The 17011-nt window shown below is 41.0% G+C and carries 14 protein-coding genes; 6 read left to right on the top strand and 8 right to left on the bottom strand.

Features of this window, described 5'->3' with window-relative positions:
• Positions 1-4 precede the first annotated feature (4 nt).
• The 3 genes from mdlC to SC428_RS10190 all read left to right on the top strand — a co-directional run bounded on the left by mdlC (position 5) and on the right by SC428_RS10190 (position 3409).
• The gene (mdlC, locus tag SC428_RS10200; protein ID WP_070926377.1) at positions 5-1636 is read left to right on the top strand and encodes a benzoylformate decarboxylase; all 1632 of its coding nucleotides are present in this window, start codon (positions 5-7) and stop codon (positions 1634-1636) included.
• 349 nt (positions 1637-1985) lie between these two features.
• The gene (locus tag SC428_RS10195) at positions 1986-3137 is read left to right on the top strand and encodes a lactonase family protein (RefSeq protein WP_412544616.1); all 1152 of its coding nucleotides are present in this window, start codon (positions 1986-1988) and stop codon (positions 3135-3137) included.
• Between the two features lie 65 nt (positions 3138-3202).
• Positions 3203-3409, top strand: coding sequence for a hypothetical protein (locus tag SC428_RS10190; RefSeq protein ID WP_140181456.1), 207 nt, complete (start codon positions 3203-3205; stop codon positions 3407-3409).
• Positions 3410-3441: 32 nt separating this feature from the next.
• Here SC428_RS10190 and SC428_RS10185 read toward each other — a convergent pair whose 3' ends face one another.
• Both SC428_RS10185 and SC428_RS10180 read right to left on the bottom strand, forming a co-directional pair.
• Positions 3442-4785: an NCS2 family permease gene (locus SC428_RS10185; RefSeq protein WP_070926370.1), complete on the bottom strand. Its 1344-nt coding sequence runs from the start codon at positions 4783-4785 to the stop codon at positions 3442-3444.
• Positions 4785-6578 (bottom strand): adenine deaminase, encoded by a 1794-nt coding sequence (locus SC428_RS10180; protein ID WP_070926368.1) that lies wholly within the window; start codon positions 6576-6578, stop codon positions 4785-4787. Before SC428_RS10180 ends, SC428_RS10185 begins: the two co-directional genes overlap by 1 nt.
• A 300-nt stretch (positions 6579-6878) precedes the next feature.
• Between SC428_RS10180 and SC428_RS10175 the strand changes: the two genes are divergently transcribed.
• On the top strand, positions 6879-7793 hold the full coding sequence (locus tag SC428_RS10175; protein ID WP_070926366.1) for a LysR family transcriptional regulator: 915 nt from the start codon (positions 6879-6881) through the stop codon (positions 7791-7793).
• Here SC428_RS10175 and SC428_RS10170 read toward each other — a convergent pair whose 3' ends face one another.
• Positions 7794-8297 (bottom strand): DUF2165 domain-containing protein, encoded by a 504-nt coding sequence (locus SC428_RS10170; RefSeq protein ID WP_318707432.1) that lies wholly within the window; start codon positions 8295-8297, stop codon positions 7794-7796. It abuts the gene before it with no gap.
• 180 nt (positions 8298-8477) lie between these two features.
• On the opposite strand from SC428_RS10170, the gene SC428_RS10165 reads away from it, so the two are divergent.
• Entirely contained in the window at positions 8478-9380 is a 903-nt protein-coding gene (locus SC428_RS10165) for a hypothetical protein (protein ID WP_318707430.1), read from the top strand.
• 405 nt (positions 9381-9785) lie between these two features.
• The gene (locus SC428_RS10160; protein WP_318707428.1) at positions 9786-10523 is read left to right on the top strand and encodes a VWA domain-containing protein; all 738 of its coding nucleotides are present in this window, start codon (positions 9786-9788) and stop codon (positions 10521-10523) included.
• 64 nt (positions 10524-10587) lie between these two features.
• Here the strand turns inward: SC428_RS10160 and SC428_RS10155 are convergent, their stop codons facing one another.
• The 5 genes from SC428_RS10155 to SC428_RS10135 all read right to left on the bottom strand — a co-directional run bounded on the left by SC428_RS10155 (position 10588) and on the right by SC428_RS10135 (position 16730).
• The gene (locus SC428_RS10155; protein WP_318707426.1) at positions 10588-12984 is read right to left on the bottom strand and encodes a beta-N-acetylhexosaminidase; all 2397 of its coding nucleotides are present in this window, start codon (positions 12982-12984) and stop codon (positions 10588-10590) included.
• A gap of 372 nt (positions 12985-13356) precedes the next feature.
• The gene (efeB, locus tag SC428_RS10150) at positions 13357-14646 is read right to left on the bottom strand and encodes an iron uptake transporter deferrochelatase/peroxidase subunit (protein ID WP_318707425.1); all 1290 of its coding nucleotides are present in this window, start codon (positions 14644-14646) and stop codon (positions 13357-13359) included.
• A gap of 11 nt (positions 14647-14657) precedes the next feature.
• Positions 14658-15557: an EfeM/EfeO family lipoprotein gene (locus tag SC428_RS10145; RefSeq protein WP_318707423.1), complete on the bottom strand. Its 900-nt coding sequence runs from the start codon at positions 15555-15557 to the stop codon at positions 14658-14660.
• Positions 15550-16383, bottom strand: a complete 834-nt coding sequence (locus SC428_RS10140) for an FTR1 family iron permease (protein ID WP_070926354.1) — start codon at positions 16381-16383, stop codon at positions 15550-15552. The genes SC428_RS10145 and SC428_RS10140 overlap by 8 nt, the downstream gene beginning before the upstream one ends.
• Positions 16384-16394: 11 nt before the next feature.
• The gene (locus tag SC428_RS10135; protein ID WP_140181475.1) at positions 16395-16730 is read right to left on the bottom strand and encodes a cupredoxin domain-containing protein; all 336 of its coding nucleotides are present in this window, start codon (positions 16728-16730) and stop codon (positions 16395-16397) included.
• Positions 16731-17011 lie beyond the last annotated feature (281 nt).

The raw sequence follows: 17011 nt of genomic DNA, 5'->3' as shown, positions 1-17011 counted from the left end.
TTAGATGAAAAAGACCATCCGCCAAGTGACATTCGATTTATTACGTGAGTTGGATATCACAACCGTTTTTGGTAACCCTGGTTCAACCGAAGAAACTTTTCTAAAAGATTTTCCGGCTGATTTTCGCTATATCCAAACATTACAAGAAGCTTCTGCGGTTGCTGCTGCTGATGGATATGCACAATCAACTCGTAAAGTCGCAATGGTTAATGTCCATACTTCGGCGGGGCTAAGTAATGCAATGAGTAATATTCTCACTGCATTTATGAATAGAACACCATTAATCGTGACTGCGGGGAACCAAACGCGTGAAATGTTGCTTATGGAACCATGGTTAACGAATATTGAGCCAGAAACTTTACCAAAGCCATGGGTGAAGTGGAGTTATCAACCTGCACGTGCCGAAGATGTGCCCGCTGCGTTTATGCGAGCCTATGCGATGGCATTACAGCCACCAGCAGGCCCTGTATTTTTATCTATCCCATTAGATGATTGGGATAAACCTGCGCTTGATGAACAGGCTGTGGTTCGTTCTATACCTCAGCGTATCGGTTATGATCCTGTTCGTTTAAAAGAATTTGCAGATGCATTAACAGCGGCTAAAAATCCAGTATTGATTTATGGTTCTGCAATTGCGCGTGGACAAGGTTGGGATGCAGGGATCAAACTGGCTGAAAAATTAAATATTCCAGTATGGGCTGCACCTGCGTCGGAACGTCCTGCTTTCCCTGAAACGCATCCGTTGTATGCTGGTGGTTTACCATTTGCGATTAAGTCACTCTCAGAAAAACTTGAAGGCCATGACCTTGCATTGGTGATTGGTGCGCCTGTTTTCCGTTATTACCCTTATGTTGCGGGTAGCTATATTCCTGAAGGATTGCGTTTGTTGCATATTACTGATGATCCCGTTGAGATTGGCCGTGCACCTGTTGGTGACAGCTTATTGAGTGATGCAGTACTTGCCGTAGAAGGGTTAACTGAATTGGTGGCAGCAAGAGCAGCACAATCACAAGCTGTGACTAAGCAAGCTCATAATATGGCTCCACATCCGGTAGCTGCGGAGTCTGTAAATACGTCTTCGACATTAAGTGCCGCAGAATTATTCCGTGCACTGCGTGATGTTTCACCGAAAGAAACAGTATTAGTTGAAGAATCGCCTTCTAACTTAGCTGAGTTACATCGTGAGTGGCCGATTGAACAGCCTGATTCATTCTACACCTTTGCGAGTGGTTCTTTAGGTTGGAACTTACCGGCAAGTGTTGGTATTGCATTAGGTGAAAAAGACAGTGGTCGTAATCGTCCTGTGCTAGCGATTATTGGTGATGGCTCAATGCAGTATTCAATTCAAGGTTTATGGAGTGCGGCGCAGCAAAAGCTGCCAATTGTTTTTGTTATTCCGAAAAATAGTGAATATGCAATTTTAAAATCGTTTGCGGTTTTAGAAGAGACTCCAGGCGTACCGGGGCTGGATATACCGGGGCTTGATATTGTCGCATTAGCGAAAGGCTATGGCTGTTCAGCGGTTAGGGCTGAGACCGTTGAGGAAGTGAAAGCAGCATGTAAAGAAGCGTTTAACCGAGAAGGGCCTACAGTGATAGAAGTCCCTATTTTACCTTCCATCCCACCATTGATTTAATCTTGATAGCCGACGGCATTTGCTGTCGGCTGTTTATACTCTTCTATTATTGATTAGTTTTTACTCAAAACCTCGATCCTCATCCCAAAACAAGAAATGTCCACTAAAGCCAAATTTTTTATTCAAGCTAACTCGAAAATTCAATATCGATTGAAAAGCCAGTGGTAAATAAGGAATGCCTGCTAAGTGGAAATTTATAGTTCTAGCTATTGAATTATTTCCATCAATAAATGGAAATAATGTGCCTGCACAGTTATCAGTGATTTCGTTAGTCTGACATGGTTATTTTATATTCACTTTTTACGGTGAAAAAGCAGTTCCACATCGCTATTTAATTAGGAAATTGATCATGTCAAAAAAGTTATCTATTTGGGCAGCTTCAGTCATGTTTGCTAGTACCTCTTTGATGGCTGCACCGCAGTTTGCATGGGTTGGCACTTATAGTCCCAATGGAGAAGGGGTGTATCGTTTTGATATGGATAATCAAACTGGCCAATTAACTAATAAAGTGCTGGCTGCACCATTAACCAATGCAGCGCAATTGGTACTCTCTCATAATGGTAAAGTGCTTTATGTAGGTAGTGAGACAGAAAAAGGCACGATCCATGCTTGGAAAATCAATACCGATGGTTCATTGCAGGCGCTAAATAACGTGCCTTCGGGCGGCGATGGCCCAGTTTATTTATCACTAACACCAGATGGGCGTTATCTATTAGTTGCTAACTATCACAGCGGCGCGGTGTCTGTATTACCAATCCAAGATGATGGTAGTTTACAGCCAGCAAGCGATATTATTCAGCATGAAGGCCCCGCGGGGGCTGCTTATCCTGAAGCTGCGGTTGAAGGGAGTTTTGCGATTAGCGATCATAATGGCCCGCATGCACACATGATAGCGACCGATCCTTCAGGTAAATATGTGTTCACTACCGATCTTGGACTTGATCGTATATATCAATACAAGTTGGATCAAAAAAATGGCAAATTAATCGCCAATGATCCGCCATATATTATGGCTTCTTCGAAAGGCGCTGGACCACGCCATTTTGTGTTTTCTAAACTTGATGGACATGTCTGGTTAGTTAACGAAGAAGCGTCAACTTTAACTCAATATCAATTTGATAAACAAAAAGGCCTATTGCAGGAAGGAACAACAGTATCATCATTACCTGATAATTATAAAGGTACTAATTTTATTTCAGGGATTGTGGAAAGCCAAGATGGTCAACATTTATATGTAGGTAACCGATTATATAACAGCATTGCACACTTTAACATCAATAAAGATGGCTCGTTAAGTAAACCGACGCAAACATGGACACGCGGTGATTATCCAAGAACATTAACGCTATCACCAAATGGTAAATATCTTTATGCCATGAATCAGCGTAGTGACAATATCACTCGTTTTAGTGTTGATGCTAATTCAGGGGAACTTAAATTTGTGGATGATTATGTACCGATAGGTGCGCCTTCTCAAATGGTGATCAATGAGGCACAATAGTGGTTAAGTGATTAAGAGTAGCGTTTGATTACGCTACTCTTTAAAAAAACAATATAGGAATTAGTATGTCAGGATCAAATAAATTGTGTGGTGAAAGGATCCGTAGTGCGACAGGGAATAATAAGCGTTTATCGCGTTTTGAAATCAATGAAATTAAACATGCAATTGAGATCGAGAACGCTAAGTGTAAACGTAAAGGCAAAAAGCCTAAGCTCGCTCAAGTGGTGCGCTTTCACTGCGGATGTAATTGTTTTTCAGTTAACGTTAATTAGCACTCGATTGGCATCGAGTGCTTAATAGGAGATTAATGTTTAACCAACGTAGAAAAGTAATACACCAACGGCACAGCTAACACCCATAGACTGATCGGGATCTCTTTCCATTTACCGGCCACTGCCTTAATTAAAATATAGAACAGTAATCCACCTGCAATACCTGTCCCGAAACTATTGGCAATTAACGTAATCATCACCATCATTAAAACAGGTAATCCATCGGTAAAGTTCGCTAGGTCAACTTTACGTAATCCACTAAACATATTCAGGCCAATTAATATTAGCGCTGGTGCGGTTGCTTGTGCAGGGATCATCAGTGCAATTGGTGTGAATAACAGCATCAGTAAGAACATGATAGCGGCGGCGAGGGCAGTCATACCTGTTTTACCACCGGCTTCTGCCGCTGCTGAAGACTCAATTAAAGCCGTTGCGGCAGGAATACCAACCCAAGGGCCTAGTGCCGCAGCGATTGAATCCACGATAAAAGGACGGTTGATATTCGGCATGTTGCCTTCTTTATCAAGTAATCCTGCTTCTCCACCAACGGCAAGAGTGGTTCCCATGGTAGAAAAGAATTCAGCGGCAAAGAAGACAAATAAAAAGGGTAAGAAGGCAATATTTAATGCCCCAATTAAATCCACTTGACCAAAAACGGGTGCAACAGAGTGGGGGATCCCAATAAAGCTATCTGGTAGTTTGGTGACACCAAACGGAATACCAATAGCCGTGGCAAATAAGATTGCCCATAAAATGGCGCCGGGTATACGGCGAGCTTGCAATGCAATGGCTAAAAAGAAGCCAGCTAACGCCACTAGCGCCCCCGGTGATAGAAAATCGCCTAACATTAATGCGTTCGTTTTTGGATTAGCTAAGACTAAGCCAGCGTTACGAAAGCCTAAGATAGCTACGAATAGCCCAATAGAGGCTGTTAAACCGAGTTTAATTGATTGTGGAACTGAGCGCGTCACTACTTCACGCAAGCCAAATTTAGTGAGAAGGAAGAATAAGATCCCTGACCAACAGGCAATGCCGAGACCTATTTGCCAATCGATGCCCTCGCTGCCTGCTAGAGTTATACCGACGAGCACAGAGCCACCGATCCCAGGCCCAACCACGAAAGGTAAGTTTGCATAGAATGCCATCAGTAGGCTAGCAAGCACAAAAACAATAATCGTTCCTGTGGTCGCTGCACCTTTATCCATTCCACCAGCAGCTAGCAGACCCGGTATAACAACCAGTAAATAAGCTGCGGCAAGAAAACCGGTTATACCAGCAAGACATTCAGTTCTGACTGTACTACCACGTGAACGCAATGCAAAACGTTTTTCTAGCCAACTCCCTGATGTTGGCGTTTTAAGCATGTTGTCAGCCATTAATTGGCTCTCCTGTCATTATTGTTGTTATGGGTTGCAATAACGGCATCAACAATTTCACGAGTTGTGCCATCGGTTAGCCCTAAATCGGTTAAATGGGGGCCTGCATTACATGCAAGACAGGTGCCCTCGATAGCCTTAAATACACGATATGGAGGTTCCCAATCTGCGATTTGGCTACTGAGTTCACGTAATTGACGAAATTGTTTTGCAAGTTGTTCTGCTGGAAGGTCAGATAGCATACCGGCAATTGGCATGGCAACATGGGCAAGCACTTTACCATTTTGTACTAAGGCCATTCCGCCGCCACTTTCGATCAGTAGATTAGCGGCTTGTGCCATATCGTCCGCATTACGGCCGAGTACCACTAAGTTATGTGAATCATGGGAATAGCTGGTGGCAATCGCTCCACGTAGCTCTCCCCAGCCTTCTAATAAAGCGATTTGTGGATTGGCTTGGTGGCGGCCATGACGGTGTTGTACGCGGATCACACTAAAGCCATCGGGGATCTGTACTTGACCATTACAGATCTGTACATCAACTTCTCCCCATTGAGTAAAGCGCGCACCGCTGATATGACGTAAACGTGCACTTCCTTCGGTTATATTTTTTATTTGCAGTGTGCATTCTTTAGCTGTGACTGGCGATAAATGCATCGTGTCTCTAGGAGGCAATACATCTTGCTCTGTGGCTAATGTTTTAAATAATTGACCATTTTTCGCGATGTGCTCACCTGCAACATACACATGTTTTGCTTGCAGTTTTTTCAGTGAATCAAACACGACTAAATCAGCACGACGGCCTGCGGCAATTAAGCCAAGATCGGGGCGTTGTAAACGGATAGCTGCGTTTAAAGTGGCAAATCGCAATACATCGGTAGCTTGCATGCCATGTTCAATCAGTAAGTTGAGCAGGGCGATAATACCGCCTTTTTCAATTAATACATCGGGGGGAACATCATCGGTACATACTGTGATTTGGGATGACAGATGAGGAAGTTTTTGCAGTTCAGCTACAATATCAGGTAGCAAATATGGATGAGAACCGCGAATTTCGAGTGTTAGACCTGCGCGTAATTTTTCTAATGCATCTTCAGCAGAGGTGAGTTCATGATCGGAGGTAACGCCTGCGGCAAGGTAGGCTTGCAGATCGGCTCCTTTTAATCCTCTGGCATGCCCTTCAATCAATTTTCCAGATGCTAAACCCGCGTTTAGAATACCTTCCATCCGCTCGCTACCATGCAATACCCCGAACATATCCATCACTTCAGCAACACCATGGACTTCGGGCCAACTTAACATGGTTGACATTTCGTCACCTGCAAAATCGGCTCCGGACATTTCTAGCCCCGGTGTTGAAGGTACAGATGAAGGGGCGGCAACCATAACATGCAGTGGTAAGTTACGGCTTGCTTCTATGGCATAGCGTACCCCTTCCAAACCCAGTACGTTAGCTAACTCATGAGGATCCCAAAACACCGCAGTAGTACCTTGAGTGAGAACAATTTCAGCATAACGGTTAGGTGGGAGGTGTGAACTTTCTAGATGGACGTGAGTATCAATTAGACCCGGTGAGATAAAATAACCATTGAGGTTATGAATTTCGTTCGCATCAAGGCGGCTACCTGTTGGATGTACACTCGCAATCAACGAATCGACAATACCGATGTCTGCGGCACGGATTTCCCCTGTCACCATATCGACAATATTGGCTTGAGTGAGAAGAAGATCAAAAGGAATTTCTCCTTTTGCCGCTTGTACTGCACGACGTCGGCTATAATTGGTTATACTCATAAAACACCATCATTAAATGATTCTTTGCCACTACTTTATGAGCAACGCAAACGTTTGCCAAGATGATAAAACTTATCAGAGCATAAGAAATAGTTATAATGATTGAAATGATGGTGTTATTTTTGTTTCAGATATACCCTAAATAATTCGAGGTGTGGATAGGCGATAAGCAAAGATAGGTAAGGAACATAGATACACACTGTGACCAAGCCAATCAAGCGGAGTCAACGCCCCTTCAACGTGAAATATGACAAGTATATCCTTCTATTAATGGTTCTTCATAAAGCGTAATTGCAGATCATGATAAATCCTTGGCAACGACTACCCGCACTGACGTTAAAGCAGATACAATATTTTGTGACATTGGCTCATTTGCGCCATTTTACGGAAACGGCAAGCCGATTATCGATTAGTCAGCCTGCATTGAGCAGTGCATTACGTCAAATTGAAGCTGTGATTGGTGGAAAATTAATAAATCGTACCGCGTCATCCGTGACATTGACTGAACTTGGTGCAGCTATTTTACCGCATGCTGAGCGTGTATTGAGTGTTTCTCAGCGTGCTTTTGGTGATATTCAGCAAATTATGGAAGAAGGCGGTGACGGGACATTGCGGATAGGTTTAGTGCCTTCTGTTAGCTCGCTACTTTTTCCTGATATCCCCACTCAATTAAGCCTCAATTTTCCTCGGCTCAAGGTTGAATTTTACGATAAAACCAATGATTCATTAGTTTCTCAATTAATGAATAACGAAATTGATTTTGGTATTGGCGTATTGGATAGCTCGGTACCTCGTGAATTACAGGTATTTGCCTTACAGGATGACCCATTTGTGGCAGTGATCCACCGACAAGATCTGCTAGCAGAAGGATTTCACCTTCCTTGGAAACTGCTGAATGGTCGTGATGTCGCTATATTTTCTAAAGGTAATATTCAGCGCCTAGTACTAGCCACTATCGAAAGCCACCGTTTGAAGCTTAATGTACGCTATCAAGTTGATTATATTGAAACCTTATATGGCTTAGTTCGCTCAAAATTGGCTATCGCAATTTTGCCCCAGTTGTATACGGCACACTTACGTGATCCTGAATTAGTGGTGTTACAGTTACAGCAACCCGAGCTTACCCGTACTGTATCACTGATGAGAGCTAATCAAACATTAACCCCCATGATGGAATCAGTATTTACCCTGCTTTTAAAGACATTAAAAGGGTAACTATTGATGGATAGATTCATCGTGATCGCGTAAAGCAACATAAATCAGTACTAGCAAGGCGGTGATATAAAAGCGAAAAGCAGCTTGAATACTATTCCACTCTTTTGACATCCACATCGCAAACCACTCACCACCAATAGATATAAAAGCCACATGCCACAGCAGAAATGCAAGGGTAAGCCCTGCAATAGACCATTTTTTACTACGATTAAATTCAAAGGCACTTTTTTTGCAATTTTTTAGTAGTGTGATCCCTCCATACCAACAAATTAAAGCACAAATAGTTTCAATTATAATAATCATGATATAAGCAACATGATGAAATAAAGTGGCATTAATAGCTCGATAGTCAACGGTTGCATTAGGAAAAATGCTATCCATGGAGAGAACATGCTGAATAAAGGTAAAGTTAGTGGCGTAGTCTGTTAAATTATTAAATACGGCTAGAGAGATAAATAAGGCGATAGCACAGACGCATAGAGATTTTGACAGGCGAGTGATCATATTTTATCCTTAAAAATAATCATTCATGCAGAATAACACTCTTTGATTTATCTCTCTAACGAGTATCTGTATTATCAGACAAAATTTAGAGTATAGAGCTAATTTAAGTTTAATTAACTCTATTAATATTGAAATAGTAAAGAATATTATTCGTAATAATTGCAATTAAAAGGTTATCTAATGAAAAAAAGCATTAAGCAGGCTCAATGGGGAATCGCCGTCATCGCAGCATTGACGCTTTCGGCTTGTGATGATTTTAACCCTATGAGTCAAAAAGGAGAGTTTTATTATAGTAACCCAACGACGAGTAATATTTCATTTAAGGTTGATGATAAGTCTTATGAGGTTTTACCTGGACAACGAGATATTATTAAACTTTCATCGGGAAAACATAAATTAGAAAATAGCCAAGGTGACATCTTTTCATTTATGGTTTTTGATAATAATAACGGTGGTATTATCAATCCAGATAATCATGTTTATTATACCCTCTCAGAAGCTTATGCTGTCGAAGGGAAGGCAGATCGCTTTAAACCTGCAACTTACGAAGTCGTGATTAATGGACATGAGTTGGAAATGGCGGTTAGAAGTGCGAATGCAACAGTAATTGATGCCAATATATTTAAATGTGATTATCCACTCGGTGAAGCCTTTCCTGATTCAATTACGGTGAATGATCGCAAATCAATAGGTAATATTCAATCTAAGTGCTTTGATAAGCCAGAGCTAGTCCAGTACATTGCGACAGAATATGATGAAAATATTTCGCCTAGCACTGCTGATGAAGCCACTCAAGATACAGTGAATATGCCATTTAACTATGATCTTCCTATCGCCGATTTCGCGAATCCAAAGCTGCAAGCAAAAGCAGAAGAGTTACTGGCACTACTTAAACCACTACAAGATACTAACGATACTGATATTCATGAAAAATTGAATAAGCAAGCTCATCAATTGATGATGGAGTTAGTGGATATACATGCGAATAGTGCTTCTTCTAGTGGTGTCGCAGAGAATGAAAAATATAATGATTTTGTTAGCAAAATCGGTGAATTACGAGGTTATGGCATTTGGGGACGATAAACCCATATAACAGGCTACACTTTGTAGCCTGAGGTTGCTGACGAAGCGGGATAAAAGCGTGGTTTTTCCCGCTCCGTGTTATCAGCCGAAAATCAATGAATTGACTTTCCTCATTTATTTCAGAACCCCTAACGACTGCCGCCAAACATGATATGTTTGTCAACAGTCTGAGGCTACACTTTGTAGCCTCTTAAAGTTCTAGGTATTTTTAACGATGAAAACACTGTGACTGGTATAAATCAACGTACTCATCTCTACACGAAAAGCGCGTTACTTGAAGTATGATGGCGATATATCTTTTTAAGAATATGCTTATATTGTAACCAGAAAGTTCTTATGTGAAATAGTCTGAATAACTGGATGATAGCTTTAAATAAACTCTATTTTATTTATGGGATAAATAAAATGAATACAATATTAAAGTCATTGTTTAGTGTTATTCTAATGGCGAGTCTACAGTTGTTTTCAATTACGGCGAATAGCCAATCAATTATTGCAGAAAAACAACAGCCTGAAGTATTAGATTTGGTTTTTATACTCGATAAAAGTGGCTCAATGTCTGGATTTGAATCAGATACTATTGGTGGTTTTAATAGTGTATTAGCTGAAAATCGTAATAAAAATGGCGATGTATTTATCACAACAGTGTTATTTAATGATAAAACAACTTTATTGCATAATAGGGAGCCTATTAATAAAGTTAAAAAACTAACACTAGATGATTATAAAGTAGGTAATAATACGGCATTATTAGATGCTGTTGGTGATACCATTGTTAAAATACAAGAAAATAGAAAAATAACCAAAAATAATAATGTATTATTTGTAATCATTACTGATGGCGAAGAAAATAGTAGTCATAAATATAGCCAATCAAAAATTAAATCGATGATTAAATCAGCTGAAACTGAGGATAAATGGGATTTCATTTTCCTTGGTGCAAATATTGATGCGATCACCGCAGCAGATAGCATTGGAATTAGTCGCTCAAAAGCGACTGGCTATGTACAAGATGAAGTAGGTTATGACAAAGCGTATAAAGCGATAAATAATGCTGTTGAATCCAAGAAAAATTCCGCACCAATATCAGGGGAATGGAAAAAAGAAGTGGAAGCAGATGCGACGGATCGCGCTAAAAAATAAAGTGACATAGAGTTAAAGTAACTACTGACACCTCCCAATATAACAATTGGGAGGTGTTTTTTTATTATCCTTTGGTTGGGATATGGCGTAGTAATGTTTCCAGTGGTTCAATAATAGCAATCACGACTTCATCATGTAATACCGCGCTTTTTTCCAATTGTTGAAAAATAGTCGTCTTACGTTGTTCAGTAAGTGGTTTATTTGTACTGTAATGTTCAACAAGTTCTAAGCCAATTGCCGATAGTTGCTGCATATTTTCGGCAACAGGAGCCAATCGTGCTAGGTTAACATTTTGTTTGATTAACGCTTGAGCTTGAGGAACATTATTTTGCCAACGTGTTAACTTATTTATGAGCCATTGCTGATTGGTTTTATCATTTGGTTTAGCCATTAAGGCATCAATATGTTGTTTGAATGCACGACCTTGAGTACTTTCTGCTGGCAAGGCATCGACAAAGCGGTTCAACGGTTCATATTGGTGATATTGGTTTTCTCTGAATTTTAAATGATGGCGAGTATAATAATGTGCTGGCTCAACAGTTTCAGCCAAGATCTGCAATGGTTCTATTTCAGCCCCATTTGCTAGTCGAGTAAATTCACGTGCAGTTTGGGCGTGTTGTTGCAAACCCACGGAAACGCTTGACCAAGCATCTGCGGCATTAAGGCGACGATACATATCCTCTTCATTATTAACATCTTGCGCAGACCATAAGCGTTCAGAAACAGCAAAAGCACGCGGCCATAACTTAACATCGATAATGGGGGCTCGAATGTTCTCTGCCCATAATGCGATTTCACCACCACGAATATTGCTCATTTTATCTGCATCAGGTGTTGTTGGTGCAATTCCTTCTGGAGTATCAGCTAAGCTAGTCCCTGTCGTTGGATAGCGGGTATTGCCAATCATCGTATAACCACTTAGTGACTGTTTGTTTAATGTCACAACTGGGCGTGTTTCCCCCATCCAAGTATCCACGGAGAAGGTAACTTGGCTTGGTGACAGCCACTCTATATGATCCACTGCTCGGCGTGATTTTCCTGCAAAATCGATAAAACCTCTCCAGCCATCACTGCCTTTGATGAGTGTGAAGCTACCTTTCACCGGACTACCTTTAAGTCTTTCAATTTCAAACTGCCAACTTTGTGCTTGTTCACCTTGCTTAACATTGACATCAACAGTAAATGGGCGAGGCAATATTTCATTTCGATAATGGTAGGCCGCACTCTGTGATTGGTCGAGGTAGAACCCAGTGGATAAGAGACCTTGAAAGCCTTCTTGGGCACTATGGCCTAATGAGTCTTGGCCTTGCCATGATTGGATCACGATATTTTTAGAAAGCGTAGGATGCTGGATTTCATCCCAACCAACCATTTTACGTTGATGGCTGGTTAGAATTTTTTCGAGTCGCTGATTGAAATAGGCTTGTAAAGCATGGGTATCCTTCAGGTTGTTTTTCTTCATAAATTCCTGAATTAACGGATTGTTTTCCCACTGTGTTGGATCAACCTCATCTCCTCCAATATGAATATATTCATCAGGGAAGATGGTGGTTAACTCTTCAATTAGCGCATCAGTAAATTGATAAACTTGCTCTTGAGTTGGATCGAGAAGTGGTTGATGAACGCCCCAGTGGCGTTGCATTTGATAAGGCCCAGCGGCACTGATCAGCTCTGGGTAAGCAACCGCAATTGCAGATGCATGCCCTGGAAAATCAATTTCAGGGACGACTCGGATACCTCTTTCTTTTGCATACTCGACAACTTGACGCATTTGTTGCTGGGTATAATATTGCCCATCACTCGCGAGTTGCTGTAATTTAGGGTAGCGCTGTGATTCGAAACGCCAACCCTGATCATCGGTTAAGTGCCAGTGAAATACGTTTAATTTAGCGGCAGCCATTCCGTCTATTTGACGTAAAATATCATTGATTGGTAAGAAATGTCGTGCTGAATCAAGCATTACACCACGCCAAGCAAAGCGTGGTTTATCGTTGATAGTGACTAAAGGAACAAAGGTGTTTTCACCATCGGTTTGGATCAGTTGTAGTAAGGTTTCCATTCCTCGCATTGCCCCAAAACGTGTTGCTGCTTTAATGGTTGAGCCATTACTATCAGTGATAAGTTGGTAGCTTTCATCCATCTGTACTGAAGGTAAGTTAGCAACTTTTTTCTCGATGAGAATTTTTATGGGTGCCTGAGCATTTTGGGCTTGATGTGGGGTTAATTGCCACCCAGTTTGGGCCTCTATCCTTTCACGCCAGCGAGCAGTTGCGTCGTTTAATTCATCACCTTCGATATAAATATCAAGTTCGTTATTAAGGATCCATTTACCGTCGCTATTTTTTACTTCAACCTGTTGAGGCCAAGGCATTAAAGGCAGTTCCGCTAAGGTTTGAGCGGATAAAGGTAGCGTATAAATAAGTGAGGATAGGATGATCGCAGAGGTAAGTTTGTTAGGCATAGAGCTCCCTTATTATACTCGTTCTTTCAAGTTGCAGGGGGACTAGGTTACGCTTGCCGAGTCACAGTGTTTATCTATGCTTCCCCGACTATCTTCGCTTGTCGTTGACCCGCAATTCGAATTATTTAGAGTATATTGTTTATTGTGAAAGCTATATTGAGCATATATTAGACGATGAAGTCCAACATACATCATTAATAAAATGATATTGTTCACACTATTTTTTTATTGCAAAATAAGTATTTATAAGTGAAATTCATTCAATGCATTGATTTATAAACTCTTTCAATAGATTAGCTTAAAGATGGAAGGTTGTTGGATTGGAGAACAAAGATAGCGAGAGTGTGTCTGGCTCCCGCTATTTTCTGAATATCATGAGGCGTTTTTTATGGCCTCAAACATCCCTTGAGCTAAATATTCTTGAGCATTTTTGACACCCGGTAGGACAAAGTAATAACCGCCCCCGAAAGGCTTGATATAGCGCTCAAGTGGTTCTCCATTAAGGCGTTTTTGAGTATCAATAAAGCCTGTTTTTAGATTTTTTTGGTAAGAGACAAAAATCAGCCCCATATCCAGTAGACCATTAGATGTTAAGCCTAGTGAGTAGCTATAGCTACGGCGGCGCAATTTTGCGGTGTAGCGTTCAGGGTTACGAGGCTCTGCACGGCGCATATGAGAGTCAAATAAAATACGATCACCGTGAGGGTCTTTATCGAATTCAGGATCATCGTGTTCTTGTTTCATACCAATAGGGGCGCCGCTATCCTTATGGCGTCCAAAGTCATTTTCTTGATCTTCAAGTGGTGTGCGATCCCAAAATTCAAGATTAAAACGGATTAGACGTATAGCTTGATAGCTACCCCCTGTACACCAATTTGGCTCTTTACTCCCTGTCGTTACCCAAATCAATTCATCCATTAATTGCTTGTCATTAGTTGGTGCATTGCCTGTACCATCTTTAAAGCCAAATAAGTTAATTGGCGTTGAATGGTTGTCAATATCACGGGAAGGCAAGAAGCCATCTATTTTCCATAATGGGAACATGAATGGTGCGCTATGGCGTAATAAATCACGTACGGCATAAATTACGCTTTCTTGGCTGTTAGCACAAATTTGTAATGTGATATCACCGCCACACCACTCTTTTTCCAATCTATCATTCGGGAAGCTGGTCATTTCAACAAGGTGGTAGGGTTTGATTTTATCGAGGCCGAATCTGTTATCAAATAAACGGTGACCGAGAGAGACGGTAACTGTTAATGAGTCTGGTTGGATATGGGTACCTAAAATACCTGACTCAGCAGGAGGCATGCGGTCATTAGCCGTTTTCGGTGATGTCTGCGCTTGGGTAAGATAAGCTATCCGTTTTGTTAGTATCTTAAATAGGGATTGTAGCTTATCAATAGTGTCAACGGTGACATTGAAGGCGATAAAAGTGGCATTCTTTTGCTCTGGTGTTAGTACACCTGCTTGATGCAAACCTTCAAATGCAATGGTTTTATCATAGGAAGGTTGGCAATTATTGGTTGGGTTATTTGCTTTCAAAGTGTTCGCCGCTAAAGATGGTGCAGCGATGACAGCACTGCTAATTGCCAAGGTTTTTAATGCATTTCGCCGAGAAAAACTGGCAGGTGCTGCGTGATCCTGTGGTTTTGCCTTCATGGCTGTTTGCCTCAATATTTGTAATACACGTCGACGCTGAGCTGAGATCTAAGCTGTGCAAGGTTTTCAGCTTGTTGCGTTAGCACAGAATAAAGTGCCATTTTATCTTGTTGACTTAACTGGCTATAAGGTTGATAGACACCTGTAGATGACCGATAACGTTTAAGAATTTTATCCGTTGTTTGGTCATTTAGTTGGATTGCTTGTAAGGTTTTAGGTGGGATGAAAGGGTGCAATACGGTTATTATTTCTTGAGAGCCTTGTAAATTAGCCGCAATATCAGCCAAGTCAGATTGACTGTATATGTTTTCTTTACCTGCCAGCTTGGTTTCGAGGATCATCTCAATGAAATCAGCCGCAGCTTGCACCAGCTTTGGTATTTCAACTGTTTCGCTCGCAACTCGTTTCTCCAAGTCACGGGCTTTGAGTAGTAATTCATCAGTTGCAATAAGCGCCGCTTTACGATCCTTACGTTCAAATAATTGGTATTCCACAAGGTGAAAGCCACTAAAACGATAATCTTTTTCACCATCAAGAAAATAGTCTGCCCGTGGGTTAATTGTTCGATCAGTATTACCAAATAAGATGATGATTGGACGAACAGATTCATAATACTGATGAGCATGAATATAGGCTTGTTGTGCTCCAGTTAAATCACCTTTTTTGAGATAATCATCTAAGGCTTCTAATTGAACAACCATTTGTTGCAGTTGTTTCTGAGTAAATTGCAAATAGCTTTGAATGGCGGCATGGTATTTTTCAGGAGTGGGGATATCACCCTTAGCAATAATAATGTTATCCCCCGTTTGTACAGGAGACCTTAATGCTTTAGCCGATGCGATATTTGGCATTGTTATCAATAAGGCCATACTGCAAAAGAATATAGCTTTTAAAGAATGCATGTTACGCATGTTTTTTGCTCCGAGAAAACAACGTGATAACCACGACCCAGTAAATAATAAACGTAATTACACTTAGCCAAATAGGTTGCGAACGGTAAGCAAAGAACGATGAAATAAAGTTGCCTGCAATATTTGAATCATCAAGTAATGCTGTTGTGTCCCATGCAGGATAAATTAAAAATTCTGGAATGGAATAATCATATTCAATCAGTAAATTAGCGATTTCTTCGACACCTTTTAAGAGCAACGATAAAGCAAGAAACAGTAAGATCACGCCCGTGACTTTAAAGAAGATTTTCCAAGAGACAATGCGGTTGGTAAGGAGAAAGATATACAGTGTTAATCCTGCAATTAGAATACCTCCGCCAACTTCCATCGCAAATTCAGATGCATTTGTAGCATTGAGAGACATTATAAAGCTAGATAAAAACACGACGATTTCACTGCCTTCTCGTGCTATTGCAATAGCAATAATTAAAGCTGCTCCCCACCAATTATGATGTTGGGCATTACGATTTATGCCTGATTCGATTTCTGATTTCATGGAACTGCCATGTTTATTCATCCAATACACCATTTGGACAATTAAAATACAGGCAAGGATCTCCATAAATACCATAAATAGGGATTGCCCTGTGTCATCAAGGACATTAAATACGCCATAAATTAATAATGCGAGTAGGATTGATACCAGTAGACCGAGAGCAACACCACCCCACAAAAACTTCATACCGTTACGAGAGTCTGGATGGCGTTTGATCCAGGCATAAATAATGCCAATAACCAGCAGTGCTTCAAAACTTTCACGCCAGACAACAAATAGAACTTGCCCCATAACTTATCCTACTATTTCGCGATGATCTCACCTTTTGGGTGAGAGAGATGGAAGTCATCAAAAAAGGTATAGCTACCCGGTTTTAGAGGAGCAATAACCACAACAGAACTGGCACCCGGTGCAAGCACTTTTTCTTTACGCAATTGGGTACTTTCAAATTCAGCGGGTTCAGTTCCCGTATTGGTGATTTTTATACGAATGATGGTCTTAGCCGGAACCTCAAGTACCCTTGGGATCAAATCACCATTTTTCATTTCTAATTCAACAGTAAATTTTTCAGCAGCAAAAACCGTATTCGGTATTAGCGTTGAAAAAAACAATAGGGTAAGACTTAGTAGTGTTTTCATTGTGTTGGCTCTAATCATTAACCATATATACTCGTCATACTTCAAGTTGCAGTGTTGTTGACTGCGCTCACTCGCGCTAGTCACATACTTATGTATGCTCCTAGCGACTCATTCGCTTGTCGCCTAACTGCACCTCGAATTATTTAGAGTATCTACTCGTCATACTTCAAGTTGCAGCGCTTTTCGTTAAAATATGGTGACTGCGCTCACTCGCGCCAGTCACATACTTATGTATGCTCCTAGCGACTCATTCGTTTGTCGCCTAACTGCACCTTGAATTA

The organism is Providencia sp. 2023EL-00965 (assembly GCF_033550225.1).
GTDB classification, from domain to species: Bacteria; Pseudomonadota; Gammaproteobacteria; order Enterobacterales; family Enterobacteriaceae; genus Providencia; species Providencia manganoxydans.
Note: the sequence above shows the minus strand (reverse complement) of the source record. Positions and strands in the feature narration are given on the sequence as shown.

What these genes read in the sequence shown, in the direction of transcription:
- mdlC (WP_070926377.1), top strand. Translation starts at nt 5, where the DNA reads ATGAAAAAGACCATCCGCCAAGTGACATTCGATTTATTACGTGAGTTG.
- SC428_RS10195 (WP_412544616.1), top strand. Translation starts at nt 1,986, where the DNA reads ATGTCAAAAAAGTTATCTATTTGGGCAGCTTCAGTCATGTTTGCTAGT.
- SC428_RS10190 (WP_140181456.1), top strand. Translation starts at nt 3,203, where the DNA reads ATGTCAGGATCAAATAAATTGTGTGGTGAAAGGATCCGTAGTGCGACA.
- SC428_RS10185 (WP_070926370.1), bottom strand. Translation starts at nt 4,785, where the DNA reads ATGGCTGACAACATGCTTAAAACGCCAACATCAGGGAGTTGGCTAGAA.
- SC428_RS10180 (WP_070926368.1), bottom strand. Translation starts at nt 6,578, where the DNA reads ATGAGTATAACCAATTATAGCCGACGTCGTGCAGTACAAGCGGCAAAA.
- SC428_RS10175 (WP_070926366.1), top strand. Translation starts at nt 6,879, where the DNA reads ATGATAAATCCTTGGCAACGACTACCCGCACTGACGTTAAAGCAGATA.
- SC428_RS10170 (WP_318707432.1), bottom strand. Translation starts at nt 8,297, where the DNA reads ATGATCACTCGCCTGTCAAAATCTCTATGCGTCTGTGCTATCGCCTTA.
- SC428_RS10165 (WP_318707430.1), top strand. Translation starts at nt 8,478, where the DNA reads ATGAAAAAAAGCATTAAGCAGGCTCAATGGGGAATCGCCGTCATCGCA.
- SC428_RS10160 (WP_318707428.1), top strand. Translation starts at nt 9,786, where the DNA reads ATGAATACAATATTAAAGTCATTGTTTAGTGTTATTCTAATGGCGAGT.
- SC428_RS10155 (WP_318707426.1), bottom strand. Translation starts at nt 12,984, where the DNA reads ATGCCTAACAAACTTACCTCTGCGATCATCCTATCCTCACTTATTTAT.
- efeB (WP_318707425.1), bottom strand. Translation starts at nt 14,646, where the DNA reads ATGAAGGCAAAACCACAGGATCACGCAGCACCTGCCAGTTTTTCTCGG.
- SC428_RS10145 (WP_318707423.1), bottom strand. Translation starts at nt 15,557, where the DNA reads ATGCGTAACATGCATTCTTTAAAAGCTATATTCTTTTGCAGTATGGCC.
- SC428_RS10140 (WP_070926354.1), bottom strand. Translation starts at nt 16,383, where the DNA reads ATGGGGCAAGTTCTATTTGTTGTCTGGCGTGAAAGTTTTGAAGCACTG.
- SC428_RS10135 (WP_140181475.1), bottom strand. Translation starts at nt 16,730, where the DNA reads ATGAAAACACTACTAAGTCTTACCCTATTGTTTTTTTCAACGCTAATA.